Annotated in this window: 14 protein-coding genes; 11 read left to right on the top strand and 3 right to left on the bottom strand. The window is 44.1% G+C overall.

Annotation, left to right across the window (positions count from 1 at the left end; genetic code table 11):
• Positions 1-219: 219 nt before the first annotated feature.
• Positions 220-2,919, bottom strand: a complete 2,700-nt coding sequence (locus ACK8OT_RS18710) for a UvrD-helicase domain-containing protein (RefSeq protein ID WP_410198026.1) — start codon at positions 2,917-2,919, stop codon at positions 220-222.
• Positions 2,920-3,181: 262 nt separating this feature from the next.
• On the opposite strand from ACK8OT_RS18710, the gene ACK8OT_RS18705 reads away from it, so the two are divergent.
• From ACK8OT_RS18705 to ACK8OT_RS18695, 3 genes are read left to right on the top strand one after another with little or no spacing between them, the layout of a single operon-like run.
• On the top strand, positions 3,182-5,344 hold the full coding sequence (locus tag ACK8OT_RS18705) for a glycosyl transferase family protein (RefSeq protein ID WP_410198025.1): 2,163 nt from the start codon (positions 3,182-3,184) through the stop codon (positions 5,342-5,344).
• Between the two features lie 4 nt (positions 5,345-5,348).
• A complete protein-coding gene (locus ACK8OT_RS18700; RefSeq protein WP_410198024.1) occupies positions 5,349-8,420 on the top strand; it encodes an NfrA family protein in 3,072 nt (1,023 codons plus the stop codon).
• Positions 8,414-9,388 carry a DUF4434 domain-containing protein gene (locus ACK8OT_RS18695; protein WP_410198023.1) on the top strand — a complete coding sequence of 325 codons (975 nt, stop codon included), beginning with the start codon at positions 8,414-8,416 and terminating at the stop codon, positions 9,386-9,388. Before ACK8OT_RS18700 ends, ACK8OT_RS18695 begins: the two co-directional genes overlap by 7 nt.
• A 7-nt stretch (positions 9,389-9,395) precedes the next feature.
• On the opposite strand, the gene ACK8OT_RS18690 is transcribed toward ACK8OT_RS18695, so the two are convergent.
• Positions 9,396-10,097: a pirin family protein gene (locus tag ACK8OT_RS18690; protein WP_410198022.1), complete on the bottom strand. Its 702-nt coding sequence runs from the start codon at positions 10,095-10,097 to the stop codon at positions 9,396-9,398.
• A 466-nt stretch (positions 10,098-10,563) separates the two neighbouring features.
• On the opposite strand from ACK8OT_RS18690, the gene ACK8OT_RS18685 reads away from it, so the two are divergent.
• The 8 genes from ACK8OT_RS18685 (at position 10,564) to ACK8OT_RS18650 (ending at position 19,048) form a co-directional block, all read left to right on the top strand.
• A complete protein-coding gene (locus tag ACK8OT_RS18685) occupies positions 10,564-11,622 on the top strand; it encodes an alpha/beta hydrolase (RefSeq protein WP_410198021.1) in 1,059 nt (352 codons plus the stop codon).
• A 63-nt stretch (positions 11,623-11,685) separates the two neighbouring features.
• Positions 11,686-13,488, top strand: a complete 1,803-nt coding sequence (locus ACK8OT_RS18680; RefSeq protein WP_410198020.1) for a mechanosensitive ion channel family protein — start codon at positions 11,686-11,688, stop codon at positions 13,486-13,488.
• Positions 13,489-13,983: 495 nt separating this feature from the next.
• A complete protein-coding gene (locus ACK8OT_RS18675; RefSeq protein WP_410198019.1) occupies positions 13,984-15,075 on the top strand; it encodes a calcium:cation antiporter in 1,092 nt (363 codons plus the stop codon).
• Between the two features lie 51 nt (positions 15,076-15,126).
• Positions 15,127-15,783, top strand: a complete 657-nt coding sequence (locus ACK8OT_RS18670) for a DedA family protein (protein WP_410198018.1) — start codon at positions 15,127-15,129, stop codon at positions 15,781-15,783.
• Positions 15,784-15,826: 43 nt separating this feature from the next.
• The gene (locus ACK8OT_RS18665) at positions 15,827-17,110 is read left to right on the top strand and encodes a magnesium transporter (protein ID WP_410198017.1); all 1,284 of its coding nucleotides are present in this window, start codon (positions 15,827-15,829) and stop codon (positions 17,108-17,110) included.
• Positions 17,111-17,132: 22 nt separating this feature from the next.
• Entirely contained in the window at positions 17,133-17,219 is an 87-nt protein-coding gene (locus ACK8OT_RS18660) for a hypothetical protein (protein WP_410198027.1), read from the top strand.
• A 36-nt stretch (positions 17,220-17,255) separates the two neighbouring features.
• Positions 17,256-17,912 carry a MarC family NAAT transporter gene (locus ACK8OT_RS18655; protein ID WP_410198016.1) on the top strand — a complete coding sequence of 219 codons (657 nt, stop codon included), beginning with the start codon at positions 17,256-17,258 and terminating at the stop codon, positions 17,910-17,912.
• A gap of 458 nt (positions 17,913-18,370) precedes the next feature.
• Positions 18,371-19,048 (top strand): hypothetical protein, encoded by a 678-nt coding sequence (locus tag ACK8OT_RS18650; protein ID WP_410198015.1) that lies wholly within the window; start codon positions 18,371-18,373, stop codon positions 19,046-19,048.
• A 508-nt stretch (positions 19,049-19,556) separates the two neighbouring features.
• On the opposite strand, the gene ACK8OT_RS18645 is transcribed toward ACK8OT_RS18650, so the two are convergent.
• Positions 19,557-20,486 carry a LysR family transcriptional regulator gene (locus ACK8OT_RS18645; protein WP_410198014.1) on the bottom strand — a complete coding sequence of 310 codons (930 nt, stop codon included), beginning with the start codon at positions 20,484-20,486 and terminating at the stop codon, positions 19,557-19,559.
• Between the last annotated feature and the right edge of the window lie 224 nt (positions 20,487-20,710).

The following is a 20,710-nucleotide window of genomic DNA, read 5'->3' as shown; positions in this document are numbered from 1 at the left end:
GGCTTTTAAGCCGCGAAAATACCCAGCGCCCAATGCCAAGGTTAGCGAATTCCCTGAGCAAGCTCAGGTCCCACAAAAGCCGCGCAATATTGATTTATGCCCCAGCAAAAAAGATGTGCCCTAGGAGCGGCTTTTAAGCCGCGAAAATACCCAGCGGCCAATGCCAAGGCTAGCGAATTCCCTGAGCAAGCTCAGGTCCTACAAAACAACAGCGTTTAATTAGCTTAACGCTGCCTGGGTATAATCACAAAACGGATAATGCGAGCAGCCAATGAATGCACCGAATTTCCCTTGCTTGTTTTGCAGTGTACCTGTGTGACATTGTGGGCAAGCCTCAACACGGGTGCGCTGCTGATCTGGGCTTACCTCAAACTCATCCAACTCAATATCGTAATCACCATTTAACAACTCAAGCACAAAAGGGCTAGGGCGCTGCATATTGGTCAGCAAATACACCCTTTGCTTAGCGCGGGTCAGGGCAACGTAGAATAAACGGCGCTCCTCACTGTGGCTGAAATGCTCGGCTGGTGGCAATAAAGCCTCAAGCAAAAATGGCGTGGTTTTTTGTGCTGGGAAACCATGGTTGCCTTGCTCTAGACCAAGCACCACCACAAAATCAGCCTCTTTACCCTTACTGGCGTGTACGCTCATGGCACTAATACTCAGGCTTGGGAAGCGCTGGGTTAGGTTGTTCAGTTGTTGATGTTCGGGTAACAAGTAGTGATAGCGTGCCAGTAATAACACCTTAGGTTTGTTGGCCAGAGATGACACACGCTGCGTAATATTTGCCAGGATCAAATCTAGTGCGTTGTTAGCGTGGCTGCGCAATAACGAGATAGCAGGGCTATCGACTTGGTGGTGGGTGTTGAGGTGCTTGGTTAATTGCGCCGGGTTTTGACAAACGAATTGGCTACTGATCTCTGCAATACTGTTGTTAAAACGAAACGTCTTATCAAGGGCCAAGATAGCAGAATCCCCATTCCCAGCCCCGAAATAGTCATCAAACTGCGTCGTCAAGCTGACATCAGAGCCAGCAAAACGATAAATCGCTTGCCAGTCATCACCGACGCAAAACAGCGTATTATCTGGGTGCAAATCACGCAGAGCACGAAGTAAACGCGCCCTTGGCTCAGAAATATCTTGAAACTCATCGACCAAAATATGGCGCCAAGGTGAGTCAAAACGGCCATCGCTGACATAATTGATAGCACGGCCTATCATGTCATCAAAATCAATCTCATTGCGACTGGCTAAATAGCCTTGATAGGCCATTAATATTGGCTGCAATAACGCCACCGCGCCGCGCATTTGCTCGGCGTTAGCTAACGATCCCAGCCGAACATTGAGGGCTTGAGGCTCTAACCAACACGCCTTATATATGCTGACCATTTGGCACAACAGCAGGCTTAATTTTTCAATCATGCCATTGGCTTGGCAGTGCTGAAATAATTGCGACTCAGATAACGGCTGCATTAAAACGCCTAGCGAGGTGAGTTGCGCGGCCAAGTTATCAAAGAAGGTATCTTTTTCCAGATCACAGCAATGATTTTCGATCAGCTTGAAGGTTTGTTTACTGATCGTGTGTTGATATTGCTCATATTCATCTTGATCTAAGTAATCAGGGACTTGGCCATGCTTATCAAATAACCAAGTGATAATGGTGATTTGATACTCAGGTAAAAACAGCCGCGCAGGGGCATTGAGCGCGTGTTGGCCTAAGCCACTTGGCGCTTGGTATTCGTAACTGATCCCCTGCATAAACAGCCAATTTGCAATGCGCAGGTCGGCTTGGTCTAAGATCAGCTCGCCATTTAAACTGGCAACACCATGTTGTTGTATATAAGAGAGATAGTCCTGCGCCTGTTGGAAATCAAATGGGGTAACCTGAGGCCCCCAGTAGTTAAGCAAAAACTCAACCACTTCATGGCGAAAGCTGGCGTCCTCCAAGCATTGATTAAATTGTTGCTGCAACCAAGCTTGCTTGGCTTGTTCATCTTCTACAAAAGGCGTTAGCTTAGGCATAGCCCCTTCAACACTGGCAATAATGTGCAAGCCAAGGGAATGAAAGGTACTGCTTTTGATCGATTCCTCGGGTAAACAAACGGCAAGCCGCTGATCCATTTCTTGCGCGGCTTTGCGGCCAAATGCCAATAACAAAATTTGCTGCGCAGTGGCTTGCCCGCTGGTGATCAAATAACCAGCACGGCCAACCAAGGTACTGGTTTTACCGCAACCCGCTCCCGCCAAGACCAAATTACTGTGCTCATTAACAATGCAAGCCATTTGCTGCATTGGGGTAAGGGGATTTGATTCAATGGTGTTAAAAAAGTAGCGGTGCAGTAACTTTTGTTGCTCAACGTATTGGCTTTGATGTGCTGCTATCGCTTGTTCATCCCACTGCGCCAGAATTTGTAATAGGGTTAACGCCTTGTTTCCCGCAGCATCAAGCAAGGGCTCAATAGCGATATATTCTGCTTTGGAATCCGATTGATTGTCCTGCGACAATGCCGTTATCGGTTTAAGTAACTGCTTGATTTGCGCTATTAAAGGCAGAATTTGATTGCGTCGTAAATAGCCTTGCTTAAGTAAAGATGCGCACTGTTGCCCTTGTTCAATCAGTTGGGCGCGATGAAAAGCCGCCCAATGATGAATGCCTTGTTTTAAAGCCGAGGCAAAGCGGCGTTTTGGCAACCAAGGTACGTATCGGCTGTGCTCGCCAGCGGCAATGTATAAGGTGTCAAACAAGGAACCTTGTAGCACACTTAATGGTGCGTCCATCTGTTGCCATGTGATCAGCACACCTTGTACATATATCCCTTTAGGATCAAAGATGATCTGACAAACCTTACTGCCAAAAAAGCCACCATACCAATGGCTATCAAACTGAACAGTAGAGGGTAAATTAGGCAAATCGTTCAAAAGTCATATCCAAGTAAGGTAATACATGCAAGTAGCCTAAGTCTGGCTACGCCTCCTAAAACTAACGTTCTATGTTACTGATATGGCGTAATGAAGTCTCGCATATTTTCAAATCGTCGGCCTTTTTTTGTTTCAAATCAGCGCGATTGCATCGGCCTATGCTCTGCCATGTAGGGGATTTCCTCTATTTGGCATCCCGGCAATGAGATCTATCATTGCAAATGTGATCTTGATCATGTTTTTCAAAAAGTGAGGAGCGGTGATGAGTTGGGTTGATGTTCTTGCAAGCTATTTATTTGTCTTAAAGTATCTCGTTTATGGCTTAGCGATTATCTTAGTTATCAGTGGACTTGATGACCTATTTATTGATTTAGCCTACTGGTTTCGCCGTCTGTATCGCACTCTGTTTGTTTACAGTAAACACCCTCGTCACCAATATCGAGATCTACATCTAGCCGATGAAAAGCCGCTTGCCATCATGGTGCCTGCATGGCAAGAGCATGGTGTGGTGGGGCCAATGGCTGAATTAGCCGCAAACACCCTAGATTATGAAAACTACCACATCTTTGTGGGAACTTACCCCAATGATGAAGAAACCCAAGCCGATGTCGATGCGGTTTGCGCGCGTTTTCCCAATGTCCATAAAGTGGTTTGTGCCAAGCCCGGCCCAACCAGTAAGGCCGATTGTTTAAACAACATCATTGCCGCCATCACCTTATTTGAACAGCAAGCCAAATTTGAATTTAGTGGCTTTATCTTGCATGACGCAGAAGATGTGCTCAGTTCGATGGAACTAAGACTGTTCAATCACCTTGTTGACAGAAAAGACTTGATCCAACTGCCGGTTTATCCATTTGCACGCAAACTAACCGATTTTACCAGTGGCCATTACCTAGATGAGTTTGCCGAACTGCATGGCAAAGATGTGCCAATTCGAGAAGCGCTCGTTGGACAAGTGCCCAGTGCGGGCGTGGGCACCTGTTTTAGCCGCCGGGCCATCAACATCCTATTGGAAGAAGGCGAAGGGGTTGCATTTGATGTGCAAAGTTTGACTGAAGACTATGACATTGGTATCCGACTGCAGCAGCATGGGTTAGAGGAGATCTTTGTTCGCTATCCCGTGGTTACCAGTGAACACCAAGATAAACATAAGCTATGGACGGGTAAAAGCCTGACTCAGAGTAGCGTCGTGTGCATACGCGAGTATTTTCCAGACACTTTTCACACCGCGGTTAGGCAAAAATCCCGTTGGATTATTGGCATTGTATTCCAAGGGTTCAAAAACCATGCTTGGAGCAGCAACTGGCGCCTGAACTACTTTTTATGGCGTGATCGCAAGGGCGGCCTTACCAATCTAGTGGGATTTCTTGCCGTGCTGATTTTTTCACAGTTAGGCCTGTTGTGGTTGGTGCAGCATTTGGTTAGCGACAGTTATAACTTTTTATCCATCTATGGCGATGAAAAGTGGCTGGCGGTGCTACTCACCATCAATGCGGGATTATTAATCAATCGCATGCTGCAGCGCTTTATTTTTGTCACCAGCTATTACGGTTGGGTACAAGGCTTGGCTTCGCTACCACGAATGGTGTGGGGCAATATCATCAATTTTTTTGCCAATGTGCGAGCCCTACGTCAAGTATTAGCGATGGGCGATGCTCGACGTGTTGCATGGGACAAAACCTCCCATGATTTTCCTCACATAGGCGAGCAAAACACGCGCCAACGCCTGGGTAAATTACTCGTTGAGCAGCAAGTATTAACCGCACCAGAGCGAGAGCAGGCATTGCAGCATAAACCGGTGAGCCGAAAATTGGGTCGATATTTATTAAACCAATCAAAGATAACCCCAATGCAGTTAGCCACTGCGTTAGCGGCGCAGGCAAATGTGCCAGCTAAAAGGTTTGATCTGTTTGCAATCGCCCCTAGCTGCTGGCAAATACTTAATAAGCAACTGGCTTACCGCTATCAAGTTGTTGTTATTGGCAACGAAAAAGATGAACTGCTGCTGGCCAGTGAAAGCTATCTATCGCCTGTAACCTTAGCGGCCATCACCAGAAAGGTAGGTAAAAAAGCGAATTATGTGATTGCTCTGCCAGGCACAGTGACCCAAGCGTTAGAATATGGCTATCAAATGAATGCCAGCGAGCAAGCGCAGCTTAAACAAAAATATGCGCTACGCAGTCGCCACTTACTGGATGAGGAAGTCGCGCAACAATATTCCGTGATTGAAATCGTGGCTGAGCAGCAACAGCTCAACAACAGTGTGGTTAACCAACTGCTGATTGGCTTTGAAAAAACGGACATTTCATTAGCACAGTATTTTGTCGACAAAGAAGTCATTGATTGGCATGCCTTAGGTCAACTGATCACGGCATTTGGATCAACAAAAGCGGTTGGCTTTAGCCAGCCAGAGCTTGAGGAGTAACATTATGTACAAACTAAGTCTCCTCTTGGCCTTACTTTTATCAGGCAGCGTTTTGGCTAAAACCGATTTTCCAGCGGGCGAGGGGTTATCGGATTTTACCCAATTTCGTTTGTATCCTTTTGTTGATAAAGCGTACCAATACATGCACAAAGGCCAATATGGTGAAGCGGTTAAGCAATGGCAACATGCCTTAACCATTTCACCAAATAATTTGGTCGTTGAAAAAGAACTGTTTAAATCTTACCTCGCGCTAGGCCAAGATGCGTCGGCAACTCAACTGCTAGCGGATTTCGATAAGCGCACGATCACCAACCAAGGGCAACTGTTGCTGTTGAGTGACATTTATATATTGGGTTTACAAGCCAAGCTCTCGTCAATCCAAGACGCGACCAGTGACTTGCTAAATCATCCTTTATGGCAGCCATCAACGGCGGCCAGCGAAGCCAAACTTAACCAATTGTTAATGGCCAGCATCAATTTAAGTCAACAGGATGCAAACTACGAACGTGCCATGCGCCAACTGCAGCGTCACCTAAAATTGGATAAAGAGCCGTTTAATTTACATCGTGAATACGGCTATTTACTATTGAAAGTCGGCCGCAATGAAGCATTAGAAGCGCTGCTGGTTAGCCAACCATTTGGCCAAAGTAAGGCGGCATTTGCCCTGTCTGGAGAGTTAATTCAGGTTTATATCAATTCAGGTAATACATCGGGCGCATTAAAGTGGCTAGCCATGCGCGATAACAGCCAAGTTGGCCAATTAACACCACAAGAGCGCGAGCAGTGGATCACCTTGTTGCTGGAAACGGGTGAAAAAGAACAAGCCAAGCGCATGCTAAATCAGCTGCCATCAGATTATCGCACCCAAACGCTGCTCACCCAATTAAGCTCGGAAACAGGGGATTTACCACTGACCCGAGAAGCAGCCTTTAAGGCATTGGCGCACATTAAAAATGCCAAGCAAGAGCAAGAAATTCTTGATATTTCGGCAATCCATATTGCCAAACATCATGTTGGCTTGAATGATTTAGTTAACTACCAAGTAAAGTTCAAACAAAACACTAACCAATGGCAAACTTTAGCGCTTAATTTGGCGCAAGAAATGCAGCATTGGCCAAGTATTATCACCCTATTAGAAGATAAACAATCCACGGCTAGCCTAACGCAAACGGAGCAAGCCTTGCTGGTGAGTGCCTATCAGCACCAAGGGATGCCAAACAAAGCCATTAACCTTATGCAGGCACTGTACAAACAAGATGCAAACGACCTTGACCAATATAGTTATTTGCTAATGCAACAAGGTAAGGTGCAGTTAGCCAGTCATGAACTGATCAAGCATTATCCATTTACACGCTGGTCCGCCACGCGCCAGCAACAATTAAAATCGAGGCTGCTGGTGGCACTCAATGCGACCGGCACGACAGATCAAACCCACAAAGCGTTAACGCAACTGCAAAAGCAAGCCGTTAGCAATGCTGACAAAACGGTAATCGCCCAGCAGTGGTTAGCAATAGGGCAATGTGAACAAGCGTGGCAGATTACCCAGCAATTGACAAAACCGTTGCCGCAAGCAGACCTAATTAACTTGGCGTACTGTTTTCAACCGCAGGATGCAGACAAAGCATATCAAGTGTTTAAACAAAGCGAGCAACAGGGTTACAACACCCAAGTACAACTTGAGCTTGCCTATTATGAAGCGCAGCAGGGCCAGAACGAACTCGCTTATCGCCGTTGGTTACAATTAAGTAAGCAACCGGACTTAGCAGTAAAACACAGGCTAGCCATGGCCAGCACAGCACTGGCATTGTCCCATTGGTCACAGGCTGAGCAGTGGTTAACTCAGTATCAGCAACAAAATGGCGAACAAAACGCCCAATACTGGCAACTAAATGCCCAACTAGCGCGGGCCTTAAAGCAAGATGAGCAAGCCTTACACAGCTTGCAGCAACTTTATTCATTGCAACCCAGTGCCGATGTATTGAGCCAAATGGCGCAATTACAAGCGCCACAACAAGCCGCAGCAAGCTTAGATAAAGCACTGCTATTAGAGCCAGAAAACAGCCATTTACAAGCCCAGCGTGGCTATCTGGCGCAGAAATTAGAGCAAGACAACGCAAGCCAATACTTTGAACAAGCCCTTATCGGTATGCCGACACATTATCCGTGGTATGAAGAATTGGCTTATCAGTATGTCGATCAAAATGAAGTAGCGCTGGCGCGCCAACGATTGGCGGTTGCCGTTGAACATAAAGATGAATACATCACCACACCCACCATAGACGGGATCTCAGTGCAGCAGCACAAATATAATTTGATGCGGTTTAATGAACAATTAAATCGAGAATACAGTGTCAGGCTAGACTACTGGCAAGGTGAAAATGGGCTCCCAGTTGATTTAGGACTTGGTGCACCGAACTTAACCGAGCCGTTCGCCCATTATTGGAGTGCCGAAATAGAAGCCAAACCTTACGCCCTAAACCTAGGTGATCCTAAGCTCAGTGGTTATGCACGCATCATCGGCCAACAGCAAACAGAGCAACGTTTTGACTCGTTAAGTGGCGCGACCCTAGCAGGAATTGGCTTGAAATATCAGCCAATCAAAACCCAATCTTGGTATTTATACCTAGAGCCACAGTATAACTTTGAACAGCAAAAGGCCGATTTATTACTGCGCACCACAGCATCCATGCTAAATCAGGGTAAAACCTCGGGAGATTTGCATGTAGAGGGCAATGGTTGGACCGAGCAGGAGTTGTACTTTGACGCCTCATACAGCGTAGAGCGCGACGAATATAATTTGCTTTCAAAATACAAAATAGGGCAACATATAAAGTTAAAACAGAGTGTTAGCAATGCTGCGACAATTATGCCTTATACCGCAGTAGTCGCATCAACAAGTACCTATGGGGAAGATCTTCGCGTGCTCGCCGGTGTTTCCATTAACCTCTGGCGCGATGGCAGCGAACGCTACGCATATCGTCAGAAACACAGTTTCGCCATTGAGTTTCATCATTCAGTCGATACCTACTTAACTGATGATAATGGCATCACGTTCAAGGTGAATTTAGCATGGTAAAAAAATATTTCGGTTATATCTTCTTACTCATCAGTTTGGGCGTGCTGGCCAGTGTTGCCCAAGCGCGCTCGCCGCAACTTCCTTGGCAGCCCTTGCCGGTTAATGCGTGGGTAGTGTATCAGCCACAAACCCGCGACATGACGTTATCAGAAACAAAATGGCACCACATCTTTAAGCAATTACAGCAACAAGGTGCAAAAGGGATCGTTTTTCAATGGAGCGCCTTTGGGTCCGCGCATTTTAATCAAGCGTTGCCAGAAACGCCCAATCTCAATGGGGTTAACCTTGAACGTTTGTTTGATTTGGCAGCGCAGCGCGGCTTAAAAATTAAAATAGGCTTATACAGCGATCCTGCTTTCTTTCATCACATCAAACAATCCCACGACCAATTGGACGACTATCTCGCCGAGTTGCAACGTCATTCATTGCAACAAGCCATGCGATGGCAGCCCATCTGGCAAAACCCAGCATTTGCTGGCTGGTATATCCCAGAAGAAATAGACGACTATCATTGGCAAAATCCGCAGCAGCAGGCCATATTAATTAAGCACTTACAAGAGTTTATAGGGAAACTTAAACAGTTAACGCCAGAGCATGAAACCTATCTTTCGGTGTATATAGGGGGTCATCAACACCCAACGCAAACCACGGACTTTTTTAAACAAATCGTGGCACAAACCAAGGTTAATCTATGGTTACAAGACGGCATGGGAACCCAAGCCTTGTCGCAAGTACAGCGTCAGAGCTACTTTAACGCCTTACTGTCTTGCAACAAGCCGAGTAATATCGGATTGATTTATGAGGTTTTTCGTCAACAATCTGGCCCAGATGAAACATTTTCCGCCAGTTATATCGAGCCAGAGCAATGGCAACAGCAACTAAAGCAAGAGCAAATCTACTGCTCAACTGAGAACATCGTGTTCTCGCTGCGCTATTTGCCCTTGGCCAAAGGTTACCTACAGCTATAAAGAGAAACTAAGAGTGGGGTGGTAAATCGAACACAATTGCTTCTACCGCCTCACCATCACTTGCAAACACGAGTTGATCAACTTGTTGCACCGCGCCACCATCACCGGGCTCAAGTGCCACTCCGTTTAGCTTGAGTCGGCCCTTAATCAACTGCACATAGGCCACACGCTGTGGGCCCAAATTCATTTCGGCCGTTTGATTTGCTTGCAGTAATAAATGCAATAAGCGCGCATCTTGTTTGATCTTCAAGGTGCCATCTCGGCCATCGGGCGTGATCACCTCATGTAACCCTTCGCGCATGCCAAATGCTTTTTGCTGATAACCGGGCTCACCGCCAAATTGATTAGGCTCAATCCAAATCTGTAACAGAGTCAGACCTTCGGTGTCAGAGGCATTATATTCACTGTGGCGAATACCACGTCCCGCTGACATTAACTGAAACTCACCCGCTGGCAACGTCGTTACATTACCCACGCTATCCTTATGCGCAATAGTGCCGGATGTAACATAAGTGATGATCTCCATATCACGATGGCCATGGGTATCAAAGCCCGCACCCGCATCAATAATATCGTCATTGATTACCCGCAGTGCCGACACACCCATGTAACGAGGATCATAATATTTAGCAAATGAAAAAGAATAATGGGTATTTAACCAGCCATAATGGCCTCTGCCACGCTCGTTAGCTTTTCTCACAGTGATCATAACAACTCCATTCGCCCCCATGGCGAGTATATGAATCAATATGGTCAATATAGCGAGCGATAAAATGAATTAATAGCGCCAAATTTTTAACATAACGTTCTAAAAAATAGAACCTAGCGACACTTGGCTGCCCAGAGTGAAGAATTTAATGAGCGGCAAAATGAGCAAAATACAAATGCATGAGTTATGCAATGCGCTTCCTTTACCCTACAAACCGTCAAATCCTCCAGATGGTTGAGTTAACGCAAAGAAATCGCCACTAAACCGTAAAGAATCATTTATGTCTTTTCCAAGGCTCTATTGGGTAATCGCACTGGATGTAGAGATCGTGTGTTTTGACTTAGCTGTTAGCTATGTGCAAGAGCAAATTTGAATTTGTCGAATTCATCGCCTACGTAGGCTCAACATTGAATAATTACCGGGTCAAATCAAAAACGATTATATGTTCATAGTGAAGGAGAAATCGATGAAAAGACCAATGTTAACAAAATTGTTTCCGATAATGTTTTTTGGCCTGACCAGCACGACTGTATTGGCTGAAATAACCTTAGAGTCTCGCACTATTCCAGCTCCAGTAGGTGTATCTAGCCCATTAGCTGAAATAGTACAACAGCGTGAAATACCAGCAGCTATACCGGTACCGACTAATCAAGCCGAATGGTTTACATTACAACAAACGTGGGATGCGCCAGGGAATGCTCAAGCAAAAGAGATAGTGGCCAGACTTGGTATTAAGGTAACAGAGCAAGAAATTGCCGGCGTGAAGACCTATAAATTAACACCAAAAGAAATTGCACCTGAGTTTAAGGATAGATGGTTAGTCCATATTCATGGTGGTGCATTTGTGTTTGGTGGCGGAGAATCAGCCCTGCGAGAAGCGTCTTGGATTGCTGATGGCTTAGGGGCACAAGTTATCTCGATTGATTATCGTAAGCCCCCGTTGCATCCATTTCCAGCAGCAATAGATGATGCCGTTGCCGTTTGGCAAGAGCTAATCAAAACCCAGGCGCCAGAAAAGACAGCCATGTTTGGTACTTCAGCAGGTGGCAATTTAACGCTAGCAACTACGCTTAGGCTACAACAATTGAATTTACCTTTACCGGGTGCTTTGTTTGCGGGTACACCAGCGGTTGATCTTAAAGAAACATCAGATTCTTGGCATACACTAAAAGGCTTAGACCCATTAGTACAGAGAGAGGGGCTAATAAACGCTACATTTGATTTATATGCAGGCGGTGAAGCGTTAGATAACCCACTTATTTCACCTGTCTACGCTAAGGTTAATACTTTTCCACCTACCTTATTTTTGTCAGGTACTCGAGACTTACTCTTGAGTGACACAGTAAGAATGCATCGCTTATTACGTAGTGTGAATGTGGTGACAGATTTACATATCTACGATGGTCAGTCTCATGGTGATTATATGTATGGCCTAGTGACTGAGTTACCCGAATCAGATGATGCAATAAAGGAAATCCGCGATTTCTTTAATAAACATCTTAATCATATGTGTAAACATCATTAACGTACCAAGCACAGGGACGTGCAAGTGGGTGTCTGGAAAATTTTCAATTAGGTTAAAATCTTCATGTTGAATATTTTAAGAATGGCTCTATTTGGGCTGGTCCTTGTCCTTTATAGTGCCTCTAGCCTTGCAAGTGACCAATATATACTGGCTGATACATCCAGCCCCAAAAACACCTTTTCAAGTTTTATGGCAGCATCGGAACGGTTGCTCGAATTTTGGCAAGCAGAGCAGCTTCATCTACCCGAAGCGCAGCACGCATTCACACAAGCACAGCGAACTTTAGACTTATCATTGGTGCCAAATCGTAGTCGAACCGTAGTCGTAATGGAGAAAATAATACTACTGCGTGAGGTTATTGATCGCTTGGCACTTGATGAATTATCCCATTTACCTGATTTGGGGATGGTGACAGAGAGTTCCTCTAGACAGTGGCGATTTGGTAATACCGACATTGTCATCCAGCAACAAATAGATGGCGATCGTGCGGAGCAGTACTTATTTAGTGCATCCAGTATCCAAGGGTTATTTCGTTGGTATCGAGCAGTAGCAATGTTGCCATACCAAATTCCAGAGCGAGAAAACTATTATGAATTATTTTTAAAAAGCCCTGGTCCATTGTTTTCAAAGCAGCTAATACATTCTTTACCGGCTGAATTCAATGAACTTTACGGAACATTGCCACTTTGGCAGTGGTTGGTGTTAGTTTTGGTTCTATATTTTTGTTTTACCTTGATGCGGCTTAGTTTTAAGCTCGGCAATCAGTGGAATGAACGTTGTTATAGCCGAGGGGTAAAGTGGTGCATCGGGCGGTTGTTATCTTTAGTTTGTGTCGCAATGGTATTGTTTTTAACTCGGCGCTTAATTGATGATGGGATTTGGATAACAGGAGGTGTTTACCAGTTTTTATCAAGTGCCTTTTTATTTGGACAATTCTTTTTCTTGTCGTGGTTTATATTGGCAGTGTTTAACTACTTCTCTGGTATTTATATTTATAAAAAACATAATGGCAAGTATGTTGATTCATCCCTGATAACTGTTCTTGGCAGAATATTTGGCGCCTTAATTATCATCGTTTTAGGTGTTTATGTAGTTGAGTTCATGGGGTTTTCTATATCACCAATTGTAGCTGGTATAGGTGTAGGTGGTTTGGCAGTAGCACTGGCAATAAGACCCTTGTTGGAGAATGTGATTAATGGTTTAACTCTGTATGCTGATGGCGGTATAAAAATAGGTGAACTATGTCGTTATGGTGAAAAGTTAGGAACGATTGAAAGTATTGGTCTTCGTTCAACAAGAATAAGAACGCTAGAACGTTCACTGATCACTATACCTAACTCTGAATTTGCCAACATGGAAATAGATAATCTTGAGAGAAGAGACAAAAGAAGAATGGAGCATGTTTTACGGATAAGATCAGAAACGTCATTAGATCAAATAAGAGTGCTTGTTGTTAATTTAAGACGTTTGTTGTTACAACATCCCATGATTGAAGATGAACCAATTCGAGTAAGGCTAATGGAGGTAGGAGAGTATTCCATTAATATAGCGGTGATGGCATATATTTGTTGCGTTGATAATGAAGAGTTTATGGCGGTGCAAGAAGACTTATTATTCTCAATGTTGAATCAAGTCGATAATGTGGGTGCAAAAATAGCTCATTCAACACAATATCAATTCGTAGATAAATTGCCAGAAATAAACGCATCGTCTATAGAAGATGCAAGTCAAATAGTAGCTAAGTGGCATAAGGAAGAAATGTTTCCGTTCCCTGATTTCAGTTTTGAATACAAGTATGACATAAAAGATTCTACCGTATATCCGGCAAAAACGTCAGCTGTACGCCATGTCTCAGTGGATATCTAATCAAAATAATCGAATCGCTGTGTAATGTAGATGGGGGAGATTATAGATAATCTGTAATTGAGGTGCGGTAACTGAAGAAACCGCTAGGTAGACCTTGAACGCATTACTATCGCTTTGTGTCGAAATCACGGGCGGAACTTGGTCTTCAATCTCGATTGAACAGGATTGCCTTCGTGGGTTAGCGTTAACCTAAGTCGCTACCGGCTACAAACCGAGACAGCAGCATCCGCTGTTTAACCATCCTATGATATGTGGCGAACCTGACGCACTCGTTATTTGAAAGCAGGTGTAATAAAGGAATTGGGCCGAGCTAAATAGCAACAAAGAATTTCTCTAATTCATCGTCACAAAAAGTCGCATCATTTAACGTATTACTACAGCTTGGGTGATGCTATTCAAGCTGAATTACTTGCTGCAAAGGTCATGCAGCTGACACCCGATAACCCCTCGTTAAAGGACATTAGCGAGTCATTGGTTAGCTAGATAAGGCTCAATATGCTCAACCTTCTCAAACAAGAATATAAACTTCCTCTTAGTCTTCTGGCCGTGCTTTTTTTTAAAGGCATCGGTGACCAGTGGTTAAGCACATGGGGGGATCCCTTTGCCTACATACTGATTAGCGCAGGGCTATTATACGCGGTGATGACTGCGATTTTTTCGGTCGTGCGACACTCTGATGCACTCGCCATTAAGCTTGGCGACCCGTACGGCACGCTTATTTTGACACTATCAGTAGTATTGCTTGAGGTGATCATGGTGTCGTCGGTCATGATGACCGGTGAATCTAATCCGGTTTTAGCCCGCGACACTATGTTTGCTGTTGTAATGGCGGTACTTAATGGTTTTGTCGGTATTACGTTGTTGATCGGTGGAATGAAATTCCACACTCAAAGCTACAACCTTGACGGGATCAAGGCGTATTTGGTTGCCATTATTCCACTTGCTCTGCTTTGTTTAGTGTTGCCAAACTTTACCAGTATGGACGCGTTAGGCAATATGTCGAAAAGCCTGACATGGACCTTGGTATTAGCGTCCATTGCACTCTATGGTGTGTTCTTATTTGTTCAAACCCGCAGCCATACTAACTACTTTATTGATGGTGATAACGAAGATCATCATGAACACCATGGCCCGCTGCACAGTAATACCTTTCATACTATCATGCTGGTAAGTTATTTGCTGGTGGTGATATTACTTGCGAAGAGCGTAGCGATTCCAATTAACGATGGTATCACAGTACTTGGTGCTCCAGCGGCTCTCGGTGGTTTGGTGGTTGCTCTGATTATCCTAGCACCCGAAGTCGTGGGGGCAGTAAAAGCGGCCATTACTAATCAGCTACAACGAGCAATGAACTTATTTTTTGGTTCGGTTTTGGCCACCATTGCACTCACCGTCCCAGCGGTCCTTCTTATTTCAAGCGTAATGAACGAGCCGATTCAACTCGGATTGGAGCCTGCCGAGATGGTCCTTCTTGGCGCAACGTTACTGATGACCAGTGTTAGTTTTAGTCGTGGTCGAACCAACTCTCTCAATGGTGTAACGCACCTGATACTGTTCGTCGCCTACATCATTTTAATGTTTGATTAAGTCATGCTCGGGTTCTGACGCCATAGTGATAGTCCCGTTTTGGAGTTTACCATGCAAGAAATATTCATCGCCATCTGGCTACAGGATTTTCAGGCTTTGTTGTTATTCGATTCGTTAAACATACTGTTGCTGTTATTAGGTGTGGTGTTGTTTCTGGAGTCCAGCTTTGTCTTTTTACCTTTACCGGGGGATGGCTTAGTGCTGTTTATAGGCGGGCTGATCGGGCTTGGAGCTGTCGATCTGACGAGTGCATTGTTGGTGCTGACTTGCGCTTCATTTAGTGGCAGCTTGATCGCTTACCTACAAGGTCGTTGGCTGCATAACACGCACTTTATGCGTAAGGCGGAACGAACACTGCCGGATGATGCACTGCCGAAAACGAAGCTACTGCTGAATCGTTTTGGTTTTTTATCTTTATTTGTATCGCGGTTTATTCCGTTTGTTCGTGTATTGACACCGATGTTGATGGGAGTGGCGCAGCTAAACATTCTGCGCACGCTAATGGTCAGCTTTACTAGCTCAGTCACTTGGGTATTGAGCTTACTAATGATTGGCAATTGGGTTATTAGTCATCCATTTATTTCTCAATATCAAGAGTTGTTAGCTAGGTGGTTTCTGATGGGTAGCGGCGTTTTGATGATCATCGCATTCCTTGCTGTAGTGATTCGTATGGTGATGCGTAAAGACGCCTCACAAACATCGACATAGCCAAACCATTAAGCTGTATCTATTTATTATTAAAGGGGTATATATGACATTAATGAGCGTTGCATTTTCATCGCAAAGTGCGCAAAAGCTTCATCTAAAAGTGGTTCAATGCCTTGCAAAAAAGAGTGCTCGCAGCCTGAATCATGCTTTGCTTCGAGCTGATCCGGTCGATTTGCCCTGTGTATTGCGCAGGCTGAACGACAAAGAGCGAATCAGTATGTGGCATTTACTCGGAGAGTCTAACCCGAAATTGGCTGCTAATTTAATTGACCATTATTCCGATGCCGAGCTATTGGAGTTGGTTAGTCAGCTTCCAGAAAGTACCACTGTTGAGCTGTTTGAGTTTCTAAGATCTGAAGGCAGGCGATTGTTGTTGAGCGAATTACCTGAAGAGCTTAGTAACAGGCTAACCAATTTATTGCCCGCTGCATGGCATGAAGAAGAGCGAGCCGCATTAATCTATTCCTCTGACTCTGTAGGTGGGATCAGCAAAAGTGAAGTGCTTAAGTTAGATGAGAACGCAACGGTTGACAGTTTAAGTCGGGTGTTAAGCTCCGATGAGCACAGTTTGGCCCGTTTAGAGTGGCGTTACGTTTATTTGCAAAGTGCCCAAGGGCGTTATTTAGGCGGATTAAAGATTCGGGATGTGTTACGGCTATCAAATGATGCATTGTTAAAGCATCATACCGATTCGACTATCCCTGAGGTAGCGCCAGAGGCGAGCTTAAGTGACCTAAAAAGCATTCTCAATATGACTTTGCATCCTGTGGTGGCCGTGGTTGATACGCACGGATTTCAAATCGGGATTGTTGGCTTTAAGCATCTGAATGACGCCTTATACCAACGTTCAAAGCAAGCGCTGCTAGAGCAATCTGGTGTGTTAGGTGGTGATGAATCGCGTGCGATGCCTATGCTAAAGCGAAACCTTCGTCGATTGGCTTTCCTACTGCCTTCGGTGGGGCTGAGTTATGCTGCGATTTCAATCATCGCTGCTTATGAGCTGATTATCGAGCAAGTCGCCGTATTAGCCGCTATTTTACCCCTGGTGGCGAATCTTTCTGGCGCGGCGGGGAATCAATCTGTGGCCGTTTCGATTCGTGAGCTCTCCACCGGTCAGATCTCGGCTAAAGATCTGCTCTATGTGGTGATGAAGGAGCTCCCTATTGGAATGCTTAATGGCTTGTTTATCGGCTGTGTTTTGGCGGTGTTAACCCTAGTGATGTTTGGTGACGAAAATCTGGCATTGCCTTTGGTCATCACTCTGGCGTATAGCTTTTCGTCAGCGCTGGCGGTGATGATAGGGGGGGGCGCTGCCGTTGGTGCTTAAACTGTTTAAGCTCGATCCAGCGATGTTGTCAAGTCCGATCCTCACGACATTAACTGACGCGATTTCTTTCTTTAGCGTGCTTTATTTAGCTCAACTGTTGTTGCTATAAATCGACACACCCACCCACATTTACTTTGGAATCACCATGTATTTAGAAACCTTGTTTACCTACATGACACTGACCGTTCTAGGTTTGCTCCCCATCATGAATCCTCCGGCTGCGGCAACAATTTTGCTTGGATTGAGTAAAGGGCGCGACAAGCGTTACATAGTCTCACAAGCCAAAACAGCAGGTATGTACCTGTTTATCGCGTTGTGTATCACCTTCTTTATTGGAGCATCAGTATTAGAATTGTTTAATATTTCGATACCAAGTTTACGCTTGGGCGGTGGGATTATCATTGTGGCGATCGGTTTTAATATGTTATTCCCAAATGCAGAAACCAACGCCTCGCCCAATGGCCAAGACTCCATCGCGTTAGTCCCGTTAACCATTCCTTCATTGTGTGGCCCCGGATCAATGGCAATGGTCATTAGTTTAGCGGCGCAAATCGCAAGTTATGAGAACCATTCCAGCATTGTTAGCGTTTATGTCGGTGTGGTTGCCGGATTGGCTATTGTGGCATTGATCGCCGGTTTTACCTTGACGATGGCTTATCCTTTACTCAACGCCCTAGGTCAAAATGGTATCAATGCCTTTACCCGAATTATGGGCTTCTTACTTATCTGCATGGGAGTGCAGTTCTTCACCTTGGGTATTGAAGAAATTGTGGTTGAACTCAGCCAGCTACTTACGAAGTAAGAGGGTAACTTATTGAATAACAAGTCAATATAGTGAGCATCAGGACACCTATATAAAATTAAAATTAGCAAAGTGAAGTAGACGTCTTTGCTCACCTTACATCAATGCTCAAAGGTGTGGTGGAAGCAGTGACGTCATCACTTTGATGTGGCGTACAAGAAATGCAAACACCATTACCGAACCAAGAGTTTCTGTTATACGAGCCCCCGTCAAAACCTCATTCAATAATTCAAGAAGACCTCACTGATCATACCCTGTGGCAGATGTCATATATTCGTAAACCAATAACAACTGAACGAAAATAGAACATTCGGGGCTTCCTTTGCTAATTATTCCCGATTTTAACAGATGCCGTGGATAAGTTGTTTCGCCCATCAAAATTGAATTGCTGTAATTCATGTTTTACTAACAATGAAATAAATATAATCAGCCTCATAGTAAAACAAAGAGGAAAAACCATGAAAATAAATAAGCCAACCGCATTAATTGTTTCTTTGCTATCAACATCATTTGCCTTTGCTAATACTAGTGCAGACTTTTCAAATTCAAAGCTACACTACTCTGGTTTTGAGATTGGCTACGGAAGTAATGATTTTGATGTTGGCGTAAAATATTCAAACGCATTTAATAGAGATTGGAGTTTACTTGCAGCGTATAATAGCGATGATAATTTTGATGCTCACAAGTTTAAATTGGATTTTCAAAATCGTGATGGGATGGGAGTGGCTTTAAATTACCATCATTATCAAGATTATCGCTCCGAAGGTTTCAGTGCGAATGTATTCGAGTTTGACTTATACAATCGAAGCGAAATGTATAAAAATTTATCTTTGATTCCACAGGTCTCGGTGGGTAGTTTAAAACATAAAGGAATGAAAGATTACGTATACTATACTGCAGCCTCAGTTGATATGAGTTACAAAATTACACCTGAAGTTTGGGTTGGTGTTACCCCTGAATATACTTATAGCTTAGGTAAGGTAAAGGAAAAGAATGGATTGAAATATAAACTAAGAGATTGGGACTATACCGCAAACATTGGTTATCAAATTAATCAATCAAGTGCGTTAGTTTACAGTTATCAATATGGCGAGGGTGATCACTTATCGCTATTCTCGTTTAAACATACGTTTTGATTTTAATGAGCTACCATTTTTTGGTAGCTCATTTTATACACTCAACCATTTTCCAAGTTTAGCGAGTTAATTGTCAAAATAACAAACTTGATATTAAGATTGGACTTTTAGTGGTTACTCAGTAGCTGAAGCAACAACGATTGACTTGGGATCTACTGTAGAAGTGTTTACTGAAATAACAATGGATACGAATGAGGTTGATTTTACCGATCTCACTGCTGTGTTTAGTTCAACATGCCTTTAAAGCAGTGGTTTAGGCAGGGAGGTAACCGTTTCAATCTACAACAGATCCTTGCGCTAAACTACGGCTTTATCAGCAAGCAGAGAACACGCTGGGACTTCGCTACACATATGTCTTATAAGTCAAAAGGACACCTGCAACAAACGGATAAACCCATTTCGGCGATAAGCTTGCTGTTGTCGGCTTATATTAGCAACACTCACTTTTTCGGAACGAACACTGTGTAAGGGATAAGCCAGCGTTATCAATCAAACTGGCGTAGTAGTGTTAATTGGGCTGCTCAACACTATCGAAAAAGGTCTGCATCACTTGGTGGATGTACTGGTTTAGTGGAAATCCGCGCTTGGCTTGTAAATATCCACCACTGATTGAAACACTTGTCATCTCCTTTGGCATGAGCGGTAGCGGATAGGCCGCAATCTTGTCATTAAGTATCTTCATATAGCTGCTGCCAAATAATATGGAATCTGTGGTCGCTATATGTTCCAGTAGCATACTGACACTGTGGGTAATGAGCGAAAAATTAGCCTGATACCCCTTACTTTGATAGAGAATCTCTACTGGAGAGTGCTTGGCATTGATGCCGTCTATGATCAGCCTAGCTAAAGGAAGGGAGTGAATATCTTGCCACTCACAGGATTGAGACAGCACGGGGTGCGCTTTTCTAGCAACTAAGCTTAATTTAATGTCTTGAAGTTTATGTTGATAAACTTCCTTGGGCAAAGGAAACGTGCTGAAATGTATCAAGTAATCGGTGTTGCCATCTAACACATCAGCTAAAGAACTATCTTGCCAATATTGAATGTTAAAGCGTGCAGCTGGCAATGCTTGTTTTAAAGCGGACAAAATCCCGTTTCCATAAACCTCAAGCAAGTAAATATTCAAAGCAATGTTAACTTCACCTTGATGAGTATTGGGATCAAAACGTTGGTATGCGTCAACGACCTTTTGAATGGGGGCCAGCATCTCATCAGCTGCTTCGGCAAGCTTTTCGGCTAATTCAGAGGGCTCCACACCATGGGCTTTTCTGATAAACAGCTGATCACCAAAGGTTTCACGTAACTTAGCCAAAGCACGGCTGACACTGGTTTGGGATATCCCCAATAACTCGGCTGCAGCATGAGTATTATGAGTTTCTACCACAGCCTTCAAAATTCTAAGTAAATTAAGATCTAAATCTATAAGCTTGTTTTTCATGATGGTTTCACAGCTAGTCCGTTTAACCTCATTCTACACAGATATAGCAAAAATGACTTTGTCTAATTCATGGTAAGGGGGGGGTTATGGTTGTTTAATGATCAAAAAATAGCTTAGAGGAGCTTTCATGGAAATCAAGACCCATTTAAACGATCGTCCCTATCGAATACTGGATATAGGTGAGGGCGAGTGCTACTTATATGTCGTTAATGAAGAAGAATCAA

The sequence above is a fragment of the Motilimonas thetidivivens genome, from assembly GCF_046452435.1.
In the GTDB taxonomy this organism is placed as follows: domain Bacteria; phylum Pseudomonadota; class Gammaproteobacteria; order Enterobacterales; family CBDFNC01; genus Motilimonas.
The sequence above is the reverse complement of the archived record's forward strand: the minus strand, read 5'-3'. Positions and strand labels throughout refer to the sequence as shown.